Genomic DNA, 20,475 nt, shown 5'->3' with positions numbered 1-20,475 from the left:
GTTTTTAGGTTGCATCTCCCGCTGGCGGTTCTAGATCTCTTCCGCAACGCGCTTTGCATGTTGATCCGCATGATCCGGGAGGAGGAAATCTTGTCAGACCCAGCCACCACGACCACGGTGCCTTACACGGCCGAGGAAACCCGCCACCGCATCGTTGCGATCATGGCTGCATCTTCGGGCAACCTTGTGGAATGGTTCGATTTCTACGTCTACGCCTTCACCGCGCTCTATTTCAAAAGCTCGTTTTTCCCCAACCAGGATCCGACGGTCCAGCTGCTTCAGACGGCCGGGGTTTTCGCTGCGGGCTTCCTGATGCGGCCGATCGGCGGTTGGCTCTTCGGCCGCGTCGCCGATCGTCTCGGGCGCAAGACCTCGATGCTGATCTCGGTATCGATGATGTGCGGCGGCTCGCTGATGATCGCGGTCCTGCCGACCTATGCGCAGGTCGGGGTCCTCGCGCCCTTCCTGCTGCTGGTCGCACGGTTGATCCAGGGTCTGTCGGTGGGCGGCGAATACGGCACGACCGCAACCTACATGTCCGAAGTCGCATTGCGCGGCCGGCGCGGCTTCTTCTCGTCTTTCCAGTATGTCACGCTGATCGGCGGGCAACTGCTGGCGGTGCTGGTGATCGTCATCATCGAGGCGCTGATGACCAGCGAACAGATCACCGAGTGGGGCTGGCGCATTCCCTTTGCAATCGGTGCCGTCGCTGCCGTCGTATCGATCTTCCTGCGTCGCACCCTGACGGAGACCCAGAATGCTGAAACCCGCAACAGCAAGGAAGCAGGCTCGCTCTCGGCACTTTTCCGCAATCATACCCCCGCTTTCCTGACGGTCCTCGGCTACACCGCCGGCGGGTCGCTGATCTTTTACACCTTCACCACGTACATGCAGAAATATCTCGTCAATACGGTCCACATGCCGGTGAAAACGGCGAGCTACGTGATGACCGTGGCGCTGTTCCTCTACATGTGCATGCAGCCGATATTCGGTGCCTTGTCCGACCGGATCGGCCGCCGCAACAACATGCTGCTGTTCGGCGGGCTCGGCACTCTTTGACGTTGCCGATCCTCGTCACGCTGCAGCACGTCACCGACCCCGTCATAGCAGGCGTCCTGATCGTGGTCGCACTCGCCATCGTCAGCTTCTACACTTCGATCAGCGGCATCGTGAAAGCCGAGATGTTTCCGGCCGAAGTGCGCGCCCTCGGCGTGGGTCTCGCTTATGCCGTGGGCAACGCTATATTCGGCGGCTCCGCAGAATTCGTGGCGCTATCGATGAAGAACGCCGGAAACGAGCAGCTGTTCTACTGGTATGTCACCATCATGATGATAATCGCCTTCCTCGTCGCCCTAAGACTCCCCCGCCAGGCACGCTATCTGCACGATGACCATTAAGTAAGGGCGGATTCGAGCCTGAGGTATTGCGTGTTTCAGGATCGTGACGGGAGGTGAATGATGGACTGGTCGTGGCAAGGGCTGAGGCGCTCATATCTGACGACGCCTGTGCTGCTGCGGTCTATTCCGGTCGGTATGGTCATCGCATGCGGCGTCGTTGCCACCAGCTGGACGCATAGTTTGCTGAGCAACCATCAACAACTCGTCGTCCACGCCTATCAGGTCATAGACACCACCAAAGACGTACTGATCGGCCTCGACGATGCCGAGACGGGACAGCGGGGATACCTGTTGAGCGGAGATAGCCGCTATCTGGATCCGTACGAAAAGGCCTTGACGAGACTGACGCAACTGCGCGCGACCTTGGCGGTATCGATCTCCGACAACACAGTTCAGGTGGAACGGGTGCGCAGGCTGAACGGTCTTATCGACGAGAAGCTCGCGGACTTGCAGCAATCGATAACCACGCACGACGTCAAGGGTTTCGAGGCGGCGAGGACGATGGAACTCGAAATGATGCAGAAAGCCACGATGGACAGCATCCGGCGGGTCATTGGGGATGTGACCGAAACCGAAAAATCACTTCTTGCCGCCCGACAGACAAAGGTGGATCGGGACGAGATGCTTATCCGCGTGGTCGCCATCCTCGTCGGTCTCGCATCCTTCCTGACCCGTGCCGGTATTGAAGTCTACCTTGCAAGGACCGGGCGTGCATCGGTTGCAAGCCCTAGGGCTGACGCAGCCGTCCCAAGCCAGAGCTTGGAGAGAGACTGTTGAGCGCTGGCATGCCCGACGGCACGCGACATGCTTCCGGCCGCTGAAACGCAAGTATTTCTAGAATACAGGCTAATTGGTCGGTTAGCGCTGTTCGGCATATTTTGAAAATGCCCGGTGTTGCGCTTGCCACCCTCAGCCGCAGATTTCAGGGCAACGTCACGCCCTTTGCCGACACTTCCCGACTGGCCTCCGGTTCCCCCAAATTGCTGCACTGCCACAAATTTAGCCACTGAAAAACGGTGCGAATTTTTTAGCGTCGTCCGCTTGACAATTCATGGCTAATAAAGCTCTTTATCAAAATCCAGTAAAACAGACGCATGTCCGGTATATTGGACAGTCAATAAATCATCTTCTTAAGGGGAACGTCATGACCTTTTCTATTCGTGCCGGCCTGATCGCCCTGGCCGCAGCAGCAGCTCTTTCCAGCCCTGTTCTTGCCGACGGCAGCAAGCTCGATGAAGTGCTGGCACGCGGCCACCTGGTAATGGGTACCGGCAGCACCAATGCGCCGTGGCACTTCAAAAGTGCGGACGACAAGCTGCAGGGCTTCGATGTCGACATGGGCCACATCATCGCCAAGGCTTTGTTCGGCGACCCGGACAAGATCGAATACGTCAACCAGTCGTCCGACGCCCGTATTCCGAACATTACCACGAACAAGGTCGACATCACCTGCCAGTTCATGACTGTCACCGGCGAGCGCGCCCAGCAGATTGCCTTCACCATTCCCTATTACCGCGAAGGCGTCGGCCTCATGCTGAAGGCTGACGGCCAGTATGCTGATTATGCCGCGCTGAAAGCGGCAGGCTCGTCGGTCACCGTATCTGTGCTGCAGAATGTCTATGCCGAAGCCATGGTCCACGCGGCGCTTCCGGACGCCAAGGTCGACCAGTACGACTCCGTCGATCTCATCTACCAGGCCCTGGAATCCGGCCGGGCCGATGCTGTCGCCACCGACCAGTCATCGCTCGCCTGGTACATGACCCAGAACGCCGGCAGGTATAAGGACGCCGGCTATGGCTGGAACCCGCAGACCTATGCTTGCGGCGTCAAGCGCGGTGACCAGGACTGGCTGAACTTCGTTAACACGGCGCTGCATGAAGCGATGACCGGCGTCGAGTTCGATACCTATGCGAAGTCCTACAAGACCTGGTTCGGCAAGGACCTGACGCCGCCGCAGATCGGCTTCCCGGTCGAATTCAAGTAATTGGCTCAGGGGAGCGAGGCATCTCTCGCTCCCTGTTTCTGCGAGGACGACCATGGGTTACACGCTGAATTTCTCTGCGGTCTGGCGCAATTTTGATTTTCTCTGGAGCGGTTTGGCGTTGAGCCTCGGCCTGGCGGTCATCTCGATCGTGATTGGCGCCGTAATTGGCCTGGTGGTTGCATTTGCCTTGCTGTCGAAACAGCGGTTCGTGGCGATCCCGGCGCGCTGCTATGTGACGCTGATACGCAACCTGCCTATCCTCGTGCTGGTCCTGTTTGCCTATTTCGCGCTGCCGCAGATGGGGTTCAGGCTGGACAAGGTGAAAAGCTTCATCCTGGTGCTTTCCCTCTATTCGGGCGCCTATCTGGCAGAAGTATTTCGCGCCGGGCTGCTGTCTATTCCGAAGGGCCTGACCGAAGCCGGCCTCGCCATCGGCCTGACCTCAAGCCAGATCCGCACCTCGATTATCGCGCCGCTGATGTTCCGGAACGTGCTGCCGTCGCTGTCCTCGACGATCATATCCCTGTTCAAGGACACATCGCTTGCAGCGACCATTGCCGTGCCGGAACTGACCTTCGCCGCCCGCAAGATCAATGTCGAAAGCTTCCGTGTCATCGAGACATGGATGGTCACCTCCGCTCTCTATGTCGCCACCTGTCTTCTCATTGCTGCCGTCATGCGCTTCTTCGAGCGCCGGCTGGCGCTGCCGAGGTAAGCCGATGTCCCACAGTTTCCTCGAACAGCTCTGGATTGCCCGCTATGTGATCGTCAGTGGGCTGATGATGACGATATCGATCTCGCTGCTGGCCATCCTTGCCGGGTCGGTCGTCGGTGTGTTCGTCGGGCTCGCGCTGGCCTATGGCAACATGGCGCTGCGGTTTGTCGTGCGGGCCTATACCGACATCATCCGCGGCACGCCGGTTCTCGTGCTTGTTCTGGCCAGCTACTATGTCTCGAGTGCCGTCGGTCTTGACCTCGGTCCTTTTTCTGCCGGCGTGCTGGCACTGGCCATCTTCTGCTCGTCACATGTCGGCGAGATCGTGCGCGGCGCGCTGCAGGCGATCCCCCGGGGCCAGACGGAAGCTGCCAAGGCGATCGGCCTGACATTCACGCAGACATTCACCTCCGTGCTCTGGCCGCAGGCCTTGCGCCAGTGCCTTCCGGCCTGGGTCAACACGGCTGCGGAAATCGTCAAGGCGTCGACGCTGCTTTCGGTCATCGGCGTTGCCGAGCTGTTGCTGCGCAGCCAGGAAATCATCTCGCGCAACTTCATGAGCCTGCAGTTCTATTTCCTCGCAGGCGCTCTCTATTTCGTCGTCAATTTCGGGATCGAGCGCTTTGGCAAATTCGTCGAGCGCAAGACCATGCTGCCATCCTGAGGAGGCTTGCCAATGGCCAGGACCATGCTTGAAATCAAAGGCCTGCGGAAAACCTACGGCCACCATGAGGTGCTGCAGGGCGTCGATTGTTCCGTCGCGGAAGGCGAGGTGATCTCGATCATCGGCTCGTCGGGTTCCGGCAAGACGACGATGCTTCGCTGTATCAACATGCTCGAGGAGTTCCAGGGCGGAACCATCAACCTCGATGGCGAGGAGATTGGCTACCACATCGAAGGCAGCTCGCGCCGCCGCAAAAGCGAACGGGAAATCGCACGCCAGCGCGCGCTGACGGGCATGGCCTTCCAGCAATTCAATCTCTTTCCCCATATGACAGCGGCCGAAAATGTCATGCTCGGTCTCATCAAGGTGAAGAAGATGCCGAAAGCCGAAGCCCGGACGCTTGCCGAGCGCTGGCTCGATCGCGTCGGCCTCTCGGCGCGCAGCAATCACTATCCCGGCCAGCTATCGGGTGGCCAGCAGCAGCGCGTTGCGATTGCCCGAGCGATTGCGATGTCCCCGCGCCTGATGCTGTTCGATGAGGTGACCTCTGCGCTGGACCCGGAGTTGGTGGGCGAAGTACTGCAGGTTATCAAGGGGCTGGCGGCAGATGGCATGACCATGCTGCTGGTCACGCACGAGATGCGTTTTGCCTATGAGGTGTCGTCCCGGGTTATCTTCATGAACCAGGGTGTCATCTGCGAAGAGGGCGATCCCAGGGAGATGTTCGTACAGCCGAAGACCGAGCGGCTCGCCGAGTTTTTAAAGACCTCGAGTTTCAACTAAGCAGGAAAGTGAAATATTATGACGATCAAACGTTATGGCGCCGGAGAAAAAGGCGCTGGCGGTCAACCCCTTCCGTTCGCAAGAGCCACGGAAGCCGGCGGCTGGCTTTATGTTTCCGGCCAGGTGCCCATGGAGAATGGCGAGATCGTGCCCGGCGGCATCGTCACCCAGAGCCGGAAGGCCATCGACAACATGATAGCCATCCTCGATGAGGCCGGCTACACGCTTCAGGATGTGGTGCGCGTCGGTGTCTGGCTCGACGATCCGCGGGATTTCTGGAGTTTCAATGGCGTCTACGCCGAATATTTCAGCGAGAATCCTCCCGCGCGCGCTTGTGTCCAGTCGCGCATGATGGTCGATTGCAAGGTCGAGGTGGATTGCGTCGCCTATCGCTCGGATCGCGCCTAAGTATTGGAGAAATGCATGGCTGAGGCTGCTGTCGAGATCGCATCGCGACGCACCAGAGGACTGGATCGCGCTTTCGAGATCCTGGAGTTTCTGCGCGCCAAGCGCCAGCCCATGAGGCCCAACGAGATCGCGGCAGAAATAGGCGCGCCGCGATCCTCGGTATACGAATTGGTCAACCTGCTTCTCGGCCACGGCATGCTCGACTATCAGGGAGACGACGGGCGGGTGTTCCTCGGCCGTCGTCTGTATTTCCTTGGAACAGCCTATGCCGAGCATTTCGATCTGATGCGGGAATGCGAGCGCATGCTGACCCGGCTTGCGGTGGAAACGCGCGAAACTGCCCAGATGTGTCTGCTCGAAGGAAACAAGTACACTGTCGCGATGATGCGCGAGGGCATTCGACCCTTCCGTATTTCCTCCAACGTAGGCGAAACAGTTTCGATCCCCTGGACGGCGTCGGGACGGCTGCTCGTCTCACACCTGACCGACGAGCAGATTATCGATTTGATCCCGCCGGAAGATTTCACGCTGCCGGACGGCAGGCAGCTGGATCCTGCAACCTTTTTGGCCGAGGTGCGCACTGCAGCTCGTGACGGATATTTCACCTTCAACAGCGAGGTGGAAAACTTCACCCATTGTTTCGCCGTGCCGATTTACCAGGCCGGTGGCAACTGCATTGCCACCCTCTGCCTCGTCGCGCCTCGGGAAGATGGATTGCGCAACCGCGACTCCTATCTGGAGAGCCTGTTGACGGCCGCGAACGAGATCTCCGACAAGCTCGGGTTTCACAACGAGCGTGCAAGGGTGGCCGTCCCCCGCTGAGGTTTCCGGGCTGGCTGCCTGTTTGGGTCGCAGTCCCTGTCCGTCTCGCAGCGCGGCCATGCTCATAAGTTTATGCGTTTTTTAGCAATACGACCCACCGAATTGATGTACTCTGCCCTCAATAGCAGGAACCGGGAAAAGCCGGCCTACAAGGGGAAGTCGATGCATGAGATACGTCGTCGATGATATCAGCGGTCAAGCCGGGGGCGATGCCTGGCAGGCTGCCGTGACCGAAACCTACTTTCCACTCGATACCGAATACCGCAACAGGCGGGAATTCAGGGGCGTGCTGGAGACATGGTCTCTAGGCCTCGTCGGTGTGTCGAGGATGGAGTGCGACGGCGTCAGTTATCGTCGCCATCGCCGCCACTTTCTCAACGAACGCGATGCCAGTCTTCTCATTACCATTCCGCAAGTCAGCGAAGTCGACTTCTCGCAGGGCTCGCGCAGCGTCAATTGCAAGCCGGGCGGCTTCATTCTGGAGCGTGGCGATGCCCCCTATGAATTCTGGCACGGCCGCCCGAATGCCCTCTGGGTGCTGAAGGTCCCGGCTGCGAGCGTCCGATCGCGGATCGGCTCGACGGATCGGTTCAGCGCGCTCAGTTTTGACGGGACCCGCGGCGTCGCCGCTCTCTTTCTCGATACGGTTCGGACCACGATCAACCATGTCGACGACATCGACGACGTCGCGCGTGAACTGACCGGCCGACACATTCTCGAAATGCTTTGCCTGTCGATCGTCAGCGACGACCGCGTGCTCGATAGCAATATCTCCTCGATACGGGCAGGGCACCTGCATCGCGCCGAGCAGTACATTCGCGACAATATCAAGAATGCAGATCTCGGTCCGCAATCGGTAGCGGAAGCTGGCGGCATTTCGTTGCGCTACCTGCAGGGCCTGTTCCAGGACAGCAACAAGTCGATCAACGGTTTCATCCGCGACAGCCGTCTCGAGCGCTGTGCCGAGGAACTGATGTCGCTGACCGTCACCACGACGATTGCCGAAATCGCTTATCGATGGGGCTTTACCGACCAGTCGCAGTTCTGCCGTCACTACAGATCGAAATTTGGCTGTTCGCCGAGCGAGACGCGCCGCGAGGCCTTGCTTCGGGCAGGCAGGACCCACCCAGGGAAAAAGCCGCACTAGCCACTTCGGCCTAGCGGCAAGGGAAATTTGACGCCGTCCGGCGACCGATCCGGACTTTCGCAACTACCGGACAATCGAAGCGCCATTCCGTGACGGGTTGGCGAAAGAAGACTGCTGTCCGGTCGAACCATCCAGAGGACAGATCATGGCGAAGACGAGAGTTGCGGTGGATGTGGGAGGGACCTTCACCGACATCTGCATCATGGATGAGGAGACCGGGGCGATTCGTATCGAGAAGACGGCGTCGACCCCGGATGATCCGATGCAGGCGATCATGAACGGCATCGAGCAGGGCGGCATCGAGCTTTCCGAGGTCACCATGTTCTCGCACGGGACCACGGTCGCCACGAATGCGCTGATCACACGGCGTTTGCCACGAACGGCAATGGTCTGCACCGAGGGCTTTCGCGATGTCGTCGAAATCCGGCGCGCCAACAAGGAGGACCTCTGGGACACCTACAAGGACGTCGCCAAGCCCTACATTCCACGCCGCGACCGGCTGACGGTTGGCGAGCGTGTCGACGCCGAGGGCACGGTACTCGAAGCCCTCAACGAGGACGATGCCCACCGTGTTGCCGCGATCCTGAAAAGGCGCGGCATCAAATCGATCGCTGTCTGTTTCATGAATTCCTACGTCAATGGCGCAAATGAACGGCGCATGCGCGATATCCTCAAGGCCTCGATGCCGGAGGTGCCGGTGTCCATTTCCTCCGAAGTCATGCCGGAGATCTTCGAGCACGAGCGCTTCTCGACGACGATGGCAAACGCCGTCTGCGCGCCGGTAGTTGTCGATTACGTCTCCCGGCTCGGCGAAAAGCTGGCTGCCGGCGGTTACCGGCGAGACCTGCTGTTGCTGCATTCCGGCGGCGGCGTGATGACGCCAGCGAGTGTCATAGACTTCTCCGCCAGGCTTGCCGGATCGGGGATCGCGGCAGGCGCCATCGCCAGCCGCTTTATCGGCAATCTTTGCGGGTTTCAGAACTCGATCGGCTTCGACATGGGCGGAACGAGCACGGATGTTTCGCTCGCCTGGAACGGTCAGTCTCGTATCACCAAGGACTGGTATATCGAGTTCGGCTATCCCATCCGCTTTCCCTCTATCGAGGTGCTGACGATCGGTGCCGGCGGCGGGTCGCTGGCCTGGCAGGACGAGGGCGGATCGCTACGCAACGGCCCCCAGTCGGCCGGCGCCAATCCCGGCCCGGCCTGCTATCGAAACGGCAATCGGATTGCCACGAACACAGATGCAAATGTCGTCCTCGGCCGTCTCGGCAGCAGCCTCGCAGGCGGCAAGATCACCCTCGATCCGGCGCTCGCCGAGGAGGCCGTCCAGGAAACGGTGGCGACACCATTCGGCATGGAGCTTCACGCGGCTGCCGAGGCAATCGTCGCCGTCGCCAATGCAAACATGGCCAATGCCGTGCGCCTGATGTCGATCAGCCGTGGGTACGATCCGCGCGACTTCGCGCTCGTTGCCTTCGGGGGTGCCGGCGCCTTGCACGGGGCGGCTGTCGCAAGGGAGCTTTCCATTCCGACCGTGATCGTGCCTCCCAATCCCGGCGTCACCTCGGCCCTCGGTTGCCTGCTTGTCGATGTGCAGCACGACTTCTCCGAGAGCTTCATGACCGACGCCTCCATCGTTGCGCCGGCGGAGCTGGAGGCTGCGTTCCAGCGCATGGAGGCGCAAGCGTCCGAGCGCTTGCTGCACGAAGGGATAGCGCCGCAGGATATGGCGCTCCAGCGGACCGTCGAGATGATGTATCAGGGCCAGTGGCGCTCGCTCGCTGTCAGCGCACCCGCCCCGATCGTGAGTATTGCGTCCCTGATCGATGCTTTCCACGCGGAGCACGAGCGCGAGTTCAACTACCGCCGCGACGAAGCCCCGGTCGCCATCTTTCGCGTCGCAATCAAGGCGATCGGTCTCGTGCCCAAGGCCGAGCTGCCGAAATACCCGGTGCGCGACCATGCGCCTGCGCCCCTCGGCCGACGCGCGGTCTGGTTCGACGGCAAATCCTACGATGCGGCGATCTATCAGCGTGAGGTGCTTGAAGCAGGCGCCACCATCTCCGGCCCCGCAATCGTCGAACAGTTTGATTCGACCACGGTTGTCCCGCCAGGCATGAGCGCCCGGGTGGACGCATTCCTGAATATTCTTATCGGAACGAAAGGCTGAGAAATGACCAACTTCGTGGAAACCGAAAAGAGCCTCGATCCGGTCACCTTCGAGGTGCTCAAGAATTCCTTCATCACCACGGTCGACCAGATGGCCGAACAGATGCTGCGCACCTGTTATTCGTTCGTCATCTACAACCGCGACTTCTCCAATGCGTTGCATGATGCTGACGGCAACTCGGTTGCACAGGGCAACTACGACATCGCAGTCCATGTCGGCACGCTGCACAATACCTGCAAGGAAGTAATCCGCGTATTCGAAGGCGACATGGCGCCGGGCGACGTCTACGCAATCAACGATCCCTACGCCGGCGGAACCCACTTCAGCGATGTGCGGCTTGTGCGTCCGATCTTCGACGAAGACACGTTGATCGGGTTTTCGCAGTCGAACGGGCACTGGTCGGACCTCGGAGGGTCGGTCCCCGGCTCCTTCGACGTCACCGCCCGTGACATGTTCCGGGAGGGCATGCGTATCACGCCGGTGAGACTATTCCGTGCCGGCCGCTTCTGCTCCGATGTCGCCAATCTGATCGCCGCCAATACCCGCGATCCGGCATCGATCATTGGTGATATCCATTCGCAGGCCCAGGCGACCCAGGTAGCGGAGCGGGAACTGCTGCGTCTCGTCAAGAAATACGGCCGCGACACCGTCGTGCGCGGTATGGAGGAGGTTCAGGACTATGTCGAGCGGGCCGTCCGCAAGCGCCTTGCCGAATTGCCCGACGGCACCTGGGAAAGTGTCGACTATATCGACCGCGATCTCGGCGGCGGGGAAGGGATGATCCCCATCCACATCAAAATGACAATCAAGGGCGACACGATCCATTACGATTTCACCGGCAGCCACAAGACGATCGGCTCCATGTACAATTCCGCACCGGGGGCTACCTTTTCAGCAGTGGTCGCGGGAATGAAGACCTTCTTCCCGGATCTGCCCCTCAACAGCGGCTTTTATCGCATGATCGAGGTGACCGCGCCGAAGAACAGCGTGGTCAGTGCCGAGTGGCCGGTGGCAGTGACCGGATTCCTGATGCCGTTCGAGAAAATCATGAATTCGATCTTCGAGATGTGGTCGCAGATCATGCCGGAACGCGCCATCGCATGCGCTTTCAATCTCGAATATCTGCTGGCGGGCGGTCGCGACGCGCGCAAACCGGAAAAGCCGATCTTCATGTTCTACGAGTGGCTTCCGGGCGGATGGGGCGGGCGCAACGGCAAGGACGGCGCCGACGTGACGACTGCCTGCTTTGGAACCGGCCTGATGTCGCAGCCGAACGAAGGCAACGAGCGCGTCAACCCGACGCGGACGACGGAGTTTCAGATCAAGCAGGATTCCGCCGGTCCCGGCAAATGGCGCGGTGGTGTCGGCGTGCAGAAGACCTCGGTGTTGCTGGCGGCCGAAGATGCCGTGATGTCCTATATCTGCGATCGCGAGCGCGCCGTGGTCTGGGGTGTCGAGGGCGGGCTCCCCTCTATGCCGCACGGGCTGACGATCCGCCGCGCGGGCGAGGAGGTCGACACCTGGCTCGGTTCGGTCTTTTCCGACTATCCGGTGTTCACGGGCGATCAATTCGCCCGGCCGACAGCTGGTGGCGGCGGCTTCGGCGATCCGCTGGAGCGCGATCCGCTTCATGTGCTGGAGGACGTGATCGACGATTATGTCTCCATCGAGCGCGCCAAGGTCGACTACGGCGTCGTGTTGAAGGTCATAGATCGCGATCTCTGCGAGTACGAAATCGATCTCCCCGCAACAGAAACTGCCCGCACCGAGATTCGCCAAAACCGCAAGGAATGGGCGCGGTCGGATCCGGCGATGGTATCGGCTCGCTACAAGTCGGGCGAGATCGACTCCATGGATGCGGTTCGTCGCTTCGCCGTCATTCTCGATTGGGAGAGCGGCAACGTTCTCGAGAACACGACCCGGCAATTCCGCGAGAGCTTCGAGAGGCGCAGCGTAGCACACTGGAAGTGAGCGCCAGCGGCATTGCCTCGGTTGAGCTCGGGAAGCTGTATCTCTTTTTACGATACTAGATTCAGGAAACTACTATTTCACGGGAAGGCTTGCCTCTGAAATGATGCTGGAAAGCCGCAAAGACGGCGATTGAAGGGGTAAACGTCAATGTCCGAAAATCTGCGGCGGTCCCTGACCGTTGCCGGCAGCATCGATGAGGCGCTTGCCGCGCGCCGGCAGGGTGCGGCGATCCTCGCCGGCGGAACGTGGCTGATGCGCGATCCCCGTCGGGGCCACGCGTTGCCCGATGCATTAGTGTCGCTCCACAGGATTGCCGGGCTGACCAGCGTCGACATCGAGACCGGGCGCGTGACGATCGGCGCTGCCGTAACCCATGATGCGCTTGCCCGGTCACTTGCGGGCATAGGTGGCCTTGAGGCGGTGGCTGAAGCTGCCTCCGGTGCTGCCAACCCGGCAATCCGCCGGGTGGCGACTGTCGGCGGCAATCTCTGCACGCAAGACTTCGCCGCCGCCGATCTTCTGCCCCCGCTGTTGGCCATCGAGGCGGAAGTTGAGCTGTACGGCGACCAAGGGACAATGCGTGTCCCGATGGTGTCGTTTCTCACGGATCGGAAACGGCTGCTCGCCGATGCCATCCTCGTCAGGGTGATCATCAACCGCGACAGCGCCGCCAGCGCGCATGTGAGGCTGCCGTTGCGCCGGGCAGGCGACTATCCGGTTGCCATCGTTTCGATGGCGCGCCGCCTCGATGGCCGAATTCTCGTTGCCGTCGGCTCGGTCGAGCATGTGGCGCGGCGCTGGCTTTCGCTTGAACAGGCGTTTGCAGCCGAGCCGGGCGGATCGCCCGCTGAAGCCGAAACGGCCTATACCCTTGCTACCGGTTGCAACGACTTCCGGGGCCGCGACGGAATGGAGGCGGATGGCTGGTACCGGCGGCAGGTGTTGCCGGCGCTTGTCCGCCGATGCATGGCAGCACTTCTGAAGACGGAGGCCACCCGATGACCGTCACCCTTCACATCAATGGCTCCCGCTACCGTTTCAACGGCGATCCGATGACTCCGCTGGTCGATATACTGCGGCGGGAACGTTTCCTGACAGGTACCAAGGCCGTTTGCCGCGAGGGATTTTGCGGCGCCTGCACGGTGAGCGTCGACGGAGAGGCGATCATGTCGTGTCTCAGCCCGGTGGGATTGCTCGATGGCGCCACCGTGGTGTCGATCGAGGCGATGGCGACCGGCGATGGACCGCTGCATCCTCTCCAGGCCGCCTTCGAGGCAGCGGATGTGGTCCAGTGCGGAATGTGTTTTCCCGGCATGGTCATGAGCCTTGCGCCTTTCCTTCGCGACAACCCCGCGGCCAGCCGGGACGATGTGAAATCGGCGATGGTGGGCAACATCTGTCGCTGCACGGGCTATGAACGGATCATCGATGCGGTGATGGATGTCCTCGGACAGCAGGCCGAGGAGCACGTCCATGACTGATGTTTCGACGACCGTGATGGATCTTCCCCGCCGAGACACCCGCGACAAGCTGCGTGGACGAACGAAATACACCAATGACAGGGCCCGTCCGGATATGCTGCACGCTGTCCTGTTGCGGTCCACCGTGCCCGCCGGCCGCATTACCCGGCTCGATGTGTCCGCTGCTCTCGAGTGCCCCGGTGTGCTGGGAATTGCGACCGCAGCGGATGCGCCCGGCAATTACGGCATCGGTATCGCCGACCACCCGCTCTTTGCCGTCGATGTGATCCGCTACAATGGCGAGCCGCTCGCCGCGATTGCCGCCGAAAGCGAGGCCGAGGCGCGGGCGGCCCTGGCGGCAATCATTCTGGAGATCGAATCGCTTGCGCCAGTGCTGACGATGGCGGAGGCGCTGGCGCCCGGAGCGCGATTGCTGCACGAGGACTGGCGGACATATGAAGTGCTGACCGAGGGCGGTGCACGATCCGGCAACATTGCCTGGGAAGCGAAATCGGTACGAGGCGATGTCGATGCCGCCTTTGCCCGCCCCGATGTGACGATCGTCGAAAGCAATGTCGTCGTCGGCAGGCAGAGCCATGTTCCCTTCGAGCCGCGTGTCGCAATCGGCAGCTGGGAGGACGGCCGGGCGCATATCCAGACATCGACGCAGGTGCCATGGACCGTGCGCAATGTGACCGGTCGCGTCATGCAATTGCCGCCGGGCCGCGTTCGCGTCACCGTTCCACCGGTCGGCGGTGCATTCGGCTTGAAATTCGATGCGTCGATCGAGCCCATCACAGCTCTGCTGGCTCGTATGACGGGCCGAAGCGTCATGCTGGAGAACACCCGACAGGAAGAGATGGCAACCTGCCTCTGCCGGGAGAATGCAGAGATCAAAATTCGCTCGGCCGTTTCGGCAGAGGGCGAGATCGTCGGGCGCGAGGCCGTCGTGCTGATGGATTGCGGGGCCTATGGTGGCGAGCAGGTCTTTCTCACCACCATGACCTCCCATACCCTCGGAGGTAGCTACCGGCTGGGTGCTGCCCGCCTCGTCAGCCGCGCCGTCTACACCAACACGCCACCGAACGGCGCCTTCCGGGCCTGCAACGGCGTCTATAACGGCTTTGCGCTGGAGCGCCATACCGACGAGATATGCGCCGCAATCGGCATGGATCCCATGGAGTTCCGCAAGCGTAATGTGCTTGGCGACGGCGATCTCGGGCCGACCGGGCAGGTGTTCGAGGGTGATGTCCTGCGTCCGATGCTGGAGCGGATGGAGGTGCTACGGGAAAATACGGGAACGGCGGAAGCCCGGGCCGACGGTCGCCTTTACGGCCGCGCCACCACCGTGGGAACCTGGTTCATCTTCGTCGGGCCGTCTGCTGCGACCATCAATCTGAATGCCGACGGCAGCGCCACGCTGGTGACGTCCGGCGTCGAGATCGGCTCGGGAACAATGGTGCAGGCGCTGCCGCAGATCGTTGCCGGCCAGCTTGGGCTGCGACCGGAGCAGGTCGTGGTGCGCGAGGCGGATACGGATTCCGCCGGGCTGGATGTCGGGGTCGGTGGCGGGCGGACGACCGTCTCCATCGGTGCGGCGAGTGTGGGTGCGGCGGCCGAAGTCCGTGAAAAGCTTCTGCGGACGGCCAGTGAGATGTTGCAGACCGCCGCGAGCGACCTGGTGTTGCGCGAAGGGCGGGTGGAAATTGCCGGGCGACCCGGGACCGGGGTCTCCATCCCGACGGTGGTCGCCCATGCGCAATCGACCACGGGGCCGATCAGCGGTACAGGCAGCTTCACCGCGAAGAACACGCCGGCAATGGCAGGCTGCGCGATGGGCCACTTTATCGACGCGCTCGATATTCCCGTCTTCGTGGTCCACGAGGCTGAAGTGGCCGTCGATCCGGATACCGGGCATGTCGAGGTTCTGGCCTATCGGGTGGTGCAGGATGTTGGACGCGCGCTCAACCGTCGGGCCATCATGGGCCAGATCCAGGGCGGCGTCGTCCAGGGCCTCGGCTATGCGCTGCACGAGGAAGTGACGATCACCGCTGACGGCCGGATCGCGGAAGACGGCTTCGAGACCTACCGCGTGCCCCTGGCCGGGGATGTCGTGCCTGTCGTCGCGGATCTCTATGAGGGCGCGCCGTCGATGGGCCCGCTCGGGACAAAGGGAGCAGGTGAAGTCCCGATCCTTGCCGTCGGCTCGGCCATCGCCTGTGCGGTTGCGCGCGCAATCGGCAAGCCGGTCTCCAGCCTGCCGCTAACGCCGCCGCGCGTCCTGCGCCTGATCAACGATCTCGAACCCACCCCCACCCATCCGCACATCGCCGCAGATTGGGCGACCAATACGCTGGGCTAGGCTTGTTGCCGCGTCAGGACGTCGATAGTGCCGATCGCCTGCCGCATTCGACGTGATGGAGCTGGCGGTATTTTACGTCTGGGCAGATGCCATAGGGATTATTTTCTGAGAGCCATTTCTATCTCGTCGAGAACCTTGTCCTTGCCGATCCCGGTCAGAAAGGCCAGGCCCTTGATCACCGGTTTCGTGACGGATGCGGAAATGGGCGTGGTGGAGACGATAAAGTCGACGCCGTCGGCAAGCGACGGGACCTCGGTCGCCTTCGCCTGCATGGCGTTGAAAAACAGGCCACGCTTCTTCATTTCTTCGGTCACTGCAGCGTTCACGGCCGTCGACGTGGCAATTCCGGTACCGCATGCGAAAAGGATCGTTTTCTGCTTGGCCATGTTCAGGATTCCTTTGGTGAGCCGAGAAGCACCCTGACGTCATAAAGCGTTTTGGCGCGCTTCAATCCATCGAGCGTCGTCGGGCTTTGAATGGCTTCGATAATTTGTTGAAGGGTTTCGATCTGCTTGTCCTTGTCGTTGATGGCAAGCAGGAAAACGGTACCGACAGGGAGCAGTTCTTCCGGTTCCTCCATATTGGCGAACACAACCGGCGTCGACAGGGTCGCCATGGCAACGCCTGCCTTGATTACGTGCTCCGGGTCGGTGTGCGGCACGGCGACATTTTCGTCCCGCTCCAGCGGCAGTCCTGTCGGCAGGTTCTTTTCGCGGCTGACAACGGCGTCCGCGTAGGTAGCCTTGACATATCCGAGCGTCTGCAGCCGGGCTGCGAGTAGCCGGATTACCTCTTCCGCCGTGGTAGCCCGAACATCGAGCAGGATGGCTTCCGGTTCCAGTATGTCCAACAGGGTAGGCATGTCGTCTCTCCAGTTTCTGTCACACCCGCACAAGGACTTTAGAGTGCGAGTGTCGTCTTTGCCGGTCTGGTTTACCAACGCCTTCTCTCAGGCCGCAGAAGCTTCCACCGGCTCGTCTTCCGCCCCGGCGGCCCGTTCCCAGGCAAGACTATTGCGCCGATAAAGGGCGAAGAGTGCCGCGATGATGGCCGCGAGCAGGACGATGCCGAAGACGCCGAGCCCCTGGATCGCGTTGATGATGACATAGGGGATCCAGAGGAAGCCGTCGACAACGGAGGTGACTTGCAAAGCGTTCGCCGGCAGCTTGAAGCCGGATGAGACGGCAGCGCTGGTAAACAACGGTGCAAGCGCATTCGCCACATAGAAGCCGATGGCAAGCGTCACGGTTCCAACCACGACCATGCGGAACACGTTGCCCTTGAGCAGCGGTGCCGTCAGGGCGACGATGAAAGGGATGACCGCGAGATCGGCAAACAGAATGACGCGATTACCCGGCAGGATAACCGAGAGGATGATCGCAATCGGAACCAGGATGAGCGACGACGAGATCGCCGCCGGATGACCAATCAGGATGGCGGAGTCCAGGCCGACGAGAAGTTCGCGGTCTCCGGTTCTCTTTCGCACGAACGCCTGTGCAGCGTCTGAAACCGGAAGCAGGCCTTCCATCAGCACTTTCACCATGCGTGGCAGGAGCAGCATGACTGCGGCGAGCGTCATGCCCGTGCTGAGGATTTTTGAAAGAACGGTCCCGAGATCGCCAGCGTTGTAGAAGGCGATGGTTCCGAGTATGAGGCCGATGATGAGGCCCAGCACGACCGGCTCGCCGAAAACGCCAAATCGACGCTCGATGGTTTCGGTGCTGATGTTGATCTTGTTGATGCCCGGGATGCGATCCATGATCCAGTTGAGGACGATTGCGATCGGCAGAATTTGTGCCGAGGCAATATGCGGCACCGAGATGCCGGGGACGCCATAGAACTGCTGGACTGCGCGGGCGGACCAGTCGGCAAACAGCAAGGACAGGGCAGCCGCCAGGGCTGCTATGGCGATGCCATAGGCAAGGCTGTCGGTTGCCGCCACGACCAGCGAACCGATGAAGGCGAAGTGCCAGAAATTCCAGACATCGACGTTCAGTGTGCGGGTCCAGCGCAGCAGCAGCAGGACGACGTTGACGAGAATGCCGACTGGAATGACCCACAAGCCGACCGACGAACCAAACGCGATGGCGGCAGCAGATGGCCAGCCAACGTCGACGATGTCCCGCTTTATGCCGGTGTTGGTGACGATCGCCTGGGCAACTGCGCCAATCGAGTTGAACATCAGCCCGAGAACAAGGTTGATCCCGATAAAGGCGACGCCGATTGTCACCGCCGCGCGAAATGCCTTGCCGACCTTCGCTCCGAGAATGACGGCAATGATGAAAATAACGATAGGCAAAAGAACAGTCGGACCAAGCGTATCGACGGCCGACTTCAAGCCACTCAGAAAAGTGTCCATATGCGAATTCTCCCCTCCCATGCTCCAGGCGGCTCCTCTGCCGCATCAGAACATTTGTTCCTCCAACAATACGAAAGTTTATGATTCAAAAAGAAATTTGTGTCAATTGCCTATCGGCGCACAGCTTTCGCGCTCGGATATTTACCGTCCTTTCGGCAAGTTCGCCCAAATCATGGCTTCCCTTGAAAGCCCCTCGAATGAACTGAATACCTTGTCGGCGCCCGCTTCAAGCAAATGTGTCTCGTGCTCAGCATAGGAGTGGCCTCCGCCGGTAAAGCCGAAAACCGTCATGCCGGCCGCACGTCCCGCCTGCGCGCCAAACAACGAATCTTCGATGACGAGACAATCAGACGGAGCGAACCCCATCTTGCTGGCTGCGAAGAGAAACAGGTCCGGGGCGGGCTTGCCGTGTTTCACCATGGACGAACTGAAAATGTCGTCGCCGAAAAACGAAATCAGTCCAGTCAGCGACAGGCTATGCTGTATTCTTTCCAGCGAGGAAGACGAGGCGACGCAGCATCGTGCATCGAGAGCGGACAGAAAAGCCGCCACGCCCTTCATGGCTTCGAGTTGCTCGGTGAAGACCTCTTTGGTTTCCAGCCAGACGTCCTCGACATGGTCCCTAGGGTAATCTTGTCCTGTCAGATCATGTATGCGGGCGAAGATATCGGCCTGCTTCATTCCAAAGCATTTGCCGACCACGTCCGGGGTGATTGTCAGCCCGTGCCTTGCATACACCCGAACATAGGCCGAGGCAGCCAACGGCTCGCTATCGACAAGAACGCCATCGCAATCGAATATGAAAAGCCGGTCTTTTGCCAATCCCTGTCCCTCCCCGGACACTGTGCGGAAATCCATTGGAGATGCTGCTAACTGCCTTTTGCTAAAGAAAAGTTCGTCTCGCTCCCCGCTTCGAATTTATACATATTGACATACCACAATACAAATGTTCATTTATGACGTGAGGATGAATGACTGGGCAGCGACACTTTCGGGAGGGGTGAAGATGGCTATATGGCAATGGGCGCTGCTCGCTTTGGGCGCGGTGTGGATGTTGCAAGTGATTGGCGTCTGGCTGCAGATGCGGCACTACACAGACGTCTTCAAAGGAATAACCAGCAAATATAATGACGGATACGTGGGTGCCGGACACGCGCGCGGTCGCCTCAGAAGAGGCACGATTGCATTGCTGGTCGTCGGCCAGGACATGAAGGTGCAACGCCTCATGACGATGACCGGACGTTCCGTTTTCGCCAAATTCAAGCGAAACGAGCAATATGAAGGCCAGTCGCTCAATGCATTGAAAGCTGCGCAAGCCGTCGCTGCTGCGGACAACACGCACGCGGCCATTTCCAAGGCAATCGAGCAGGTCGAGCACGTTCGAGAGGGCAAGGGGCCGGCAGCGCCGCGCCTCAGGCTGGCCTCGGCATAAAAACCAAAGCTATTTCAGATCAACCGAACTGCATTCAAGGAGGAGAGAATGTTATTCGCGTCAGTGCTGGCCGATCATGGCCATCTCACTATACACGATTTAGGGTCGACGTTTTCCGATGCTGCCTTGCACGGAAAGATGGTTGCCAAGGGAGCCGCCGATAAGCTTATCGTTCTGGCCCAGGCAAATTCCGACATTTCCGTCGAGCAATTCAAGGAAAAGCTGAACAGCGTCAACAAAGAAGAGCAGCTCGGCGGACTGGCGAATATCGGCAAGTATTTCATCGGCATTTTCCAGAAGGGCGGCGAGGTCTTCGCAGGCTTCGTGACAGGAATTATCCCGACGCTGGTCGTGCTGATGACCGCCTTCTATGCCCTGACCGAAATGGTCGGCGAGGAGCGCGTGCACGGCATTGCTCGCGGCGCCGGGCGCATTGCCTTGACGCGCTATACCGTGCTGCCGCTGCTGTCGGTGTTCTTCCTGACCAACCCGATGGCCTATACCTTCGGCGCGTTCCTGGAAGAAAAGCACAAGCCTGCCTTTTACGATGCAGCTGTGTCCTACGTTCATCCGCCGCTCGGCTTGTTTCCGCATATCAATCCCGGCGAATACTTCGTCTGGGGCGGCGTTCTCGTGGCGCTGCAGGAGCTGGAAAAGCGCGGCGTCGTCCCGGGCGGATACCACATCAAGATGGCCATCTGGTACGCCATTGTTGGCCTCGTGGTGATCCTGCTGAAGGGCATGCTGACGGAACGTATCACAATGATCATGGCCCGCCGTCAAGGCGTGGAACTCTGA

The 20,475-nt window shown here is 60.3% G+C and carries 19 protein-coding genes and 1 pseudogene; 16 read left to right on the top strand and 4 right to left on the bottom strand.

Annotated elements, in window-relative coordinates; genetic code table 11:
• Positions 1-69: 69 nt before the first annotated feature.
• The 14 genes and pseudogenes from J5274_RS27215 to J5274_RS27150 all read left to right on the top strand — a co-directional run bounded on the left by J5274_RS27215 (position 70) and on the right by J5274_RS27150 (position 15,886).
• Positions 70-1,397: pseudogene (locus tag J5274_RS27215) on the top strand (MFS family transporter).
• Positions 1,398-1,454: 57 nt separating this feature from the next.
• Positions 1,455-2,174, top strand: coding sequence for a CHASE3 domain-containing protein (locus J5274_RS27210; RefSeq protein ID WP_142824988.1), 720 nt, complete (start codon positions 1,455-1,457; stop codon positions 2,172-2,174).
• Between the two features lie 367 nt (positions 2,175-2,541).
• The gene (locus tag J5274_RS27205) at positions 2,542-3,381 is read left to right on the top strand and encodes a transporter substrate-binding domain-containing protein (RefSeq protein ID WP_142824989.1); all 840 of its coding nucleotides are present in this window, start codon (positions 2,542-2,544) and stop codon (positions 3,379-3,381) included.
• Between the two features lie 52 nt (positions 3,382-3,433).
• Complete coding sequence (locus J5274_RS27200; RefSeq protein WP_142824990.1) at positions 3,434-4,096, top strand: amino acid ABC transporter permease; 663 nt, start codon at positions 3,434-3,436, stop codon at positions 4,094-4,096.
• 4 nt (positions 4,097-4,100) lie between these two features.
• Positions 4,101-4,760, top strand: coding sequence for an amino acid ABC transporter permease (locus J5274_RS27195; protein WP_142824991.1), 660 nt, complete (start codon positions 4,101-4,103; stop codon positions 4,758-4,760).
• A 12-nt stretch (positions 4,761-4,772) separates the two neighbouring features.
• Positions 4,773-5,543 (top strand): amino acid ABC transporter ATP-binding protein, encoded by a 771-nt coding sequence (locus J5274_RS27190; protein WP_142824992.1) that lies wholly within the window; start codon positions 4,773-4,775, stop codon positions 5,541-5,543.
• 18 nt (positions 5,544-5,561) lie between these two features.
• Complete coding sequence (locus J5274_RS27185; protein WP_142824993.1) at positions 5,562-5,951, top strand: RidA family protein; 390 nt, start codon at positions 5,562-5,564, stop codon at positions 5,949-5,951.
• A 15-nt stretch (positions 5,952-5,966) separates the two neighbouring features.
• Complete coding sequence (locus J5274_RS27180) at positions 5,967-6,773, top strand: IclR family transcriptional regulator (RefSeq protein ID WP_142824994.1); 807 nt, start codon at positions 5,967-5,969, stop codon at positions 6,771-6,773.
• A 166-nt stretch (positions 6,774-6,939) separates the two neighbouring features.
• Positions 6,940-7,920, top strand: coding sequence for a helix-turn-helix domain-containing protein (locus J5274_RS27175; RefSeq protein ID WP_219276074.1), 981 nt, complete (start codon positions 6,940-6,942; stop codon positions 7,918-7,920).
• Positions 7,921-8,065: 145 nt separating this feature from the next.
• The gene (locus J5274_RS27170; RefSeq protein WP_142824996.1) at positions 8,066-10,093 is read left to right on the top strand and encodes a hydantoinase/oxoprolinase family protein; all 2,028 of its coding nucleotides are present in this window, start codon (positions 8,066-8,068) and stop codon (positions 10,091-10,093) included.
• A gap of 3 nt (positions 10,094-10,096) precedes the next feature.
• Positions 10,097-12,064, top strand: coding sequence for a hydantoinase B/oxoprolinase family protein (locus J5274_RS27165; protein WP_142824997.1), 1,968 nt, complete (start codon positions 10,097-10,099; stop codon positions 12,062-12,064).
• Between the two features lie 147 nt (positions 12,065-12,211).
• On the top strand, positions 12,212-13,066 hold the full coding sequence (locus J5274_RS27160) for a xanthine dehydrogenase family protein subunit M (RefSeq protein WP_142824998.1): 855 nt from the start codon (positions 12,212-12,214) through the stop codon (positions 13,064-13,066).
• A complete protein-coding gene (locus J5274_RS27155) occupies positions 13,063-13,545 on the top strand; it encodes a (2Fe-2S)-binding protein (RefSeq protein WP_142824999.1) in 483 nt (160 codons plus the stop codon). Before J5274_RS27160 ends, J5274_RS27155 begins: the two co-directional genes overlap by 4 nt.
• Positions 13,538-15,886 carry a xanthine dehydrogenase family protein molybdopterin-binding subunit gene (locus J5274_RS27150; RefSeq protein ID WP_219276072.1) on the top strand — a complete coding sequence of 783 codons (2,349 nt, stop codon included), beginning with the start codon at positions 13,538-13,540 and terminating at the stop codon, positions 15,884-15,886. Before J5274_RS27155 ends, J5274_RS27150 begins: the two co-directional genes overlap by 8 nt.
• 98 nt (positions 15,887-15,984) lie before the next feature.
• Here J5274_RS27150 and J5274_RS27145 read toward each other — a convergent pair whose 3' ends face one another.
• The 4 genes from J5274_RS27145 to J5274_RS27130 form a co-directional block, all read right to left on the bottom strand.
• Positions 15,985-16,272, bottom strand: a complete 288-nt coding sequence (locus J5274_RS27145; protein ID WP_142825001.1) for a PTS sugar transporter subunit IIB — start codon at positions 16,270-16,272, stop codon at positions 15,985-15,987.
• Between the two features lie 2 nt (positions 16,273-16,274).
• Complete coding sequence (locus J5274_RS27140; protein ID WP_142825002.1) at positions 16,275-16,748, bottom strand: PTS sugar transporter subunit IIA; 474 nt, start codon at positions 16,746-16,748, stop codon at positions 16,275-16,277.
• Between the two features lie 87 nt (positions 16,749-16,835).
• A complete protein-coding gene (locus J5274_RS27135) occupies positions 16,836-18,245 on the bottom strand; it encodes a PTS galactitol transporter subunit IIC (RefSeq protein ID WP_142825003.1) in 1,410 nt (469 codons plus the stop codon).
• Between the two features lie 141 nt (positions 18,246-18,386).
• Complete coding sequence (locus tag J5274_RS27130; RefSeq protein ID WP_142829422.1) at positions 18,387-19,067, bottom strand: HAD family phosphatase; 681 nt, start codon at positions 19,065-19,067, stop codon at positions 18,387-18,389.
• Positions 19,068-19,251: 184 nt separating this feature from the next.
• Between J5274_RS27130 and J5274_RS27125 the strand changes: the two genes are divergently transcribed.
• Both J5274_RS27125 and J5274_RS27120 read left to right on the top strand, forming a co-directional pair.
• Positions 19,252-19,677, top strand: coding sequence for a transcriptional regulator GutM (locus J5274_RS27125; RefSeq protein ID WP_142825004.1), 426 nt, complete (start codon positions 19,252-19,254; stop codon positions 19,675-19,677).
• Between the two features lie 48 nt (positions 19,678-19,725).
• Positions 19,726-20,475, top strand: a complete 750-nt coding sequence (locus tag J5274_RS27120; RefSeq protein ID WP_142825005.1) for a PTS glucitol/sorbitol transporter subunit IIC — start codon at positions 19,726-19,728, stop codon at positions 20,473-20,475.

The sequence above is a fragment of the Rhizobium sp. L51/94 genome, assembly GCF_019355555.1.
Taxonomy (GTDB): domain Bacteria; phylum Pseudomonadota; class Alphaproteobacteria; order Rhizobiales; family Rhizobiaceae; genus Rhizobium; species Rhizobium rhododendri.
The sequence above is the reverse complement of the archived record's forward strand: the minus strand, read 5'-3'. Positions and strand labels throughout refer to the sequence as shown.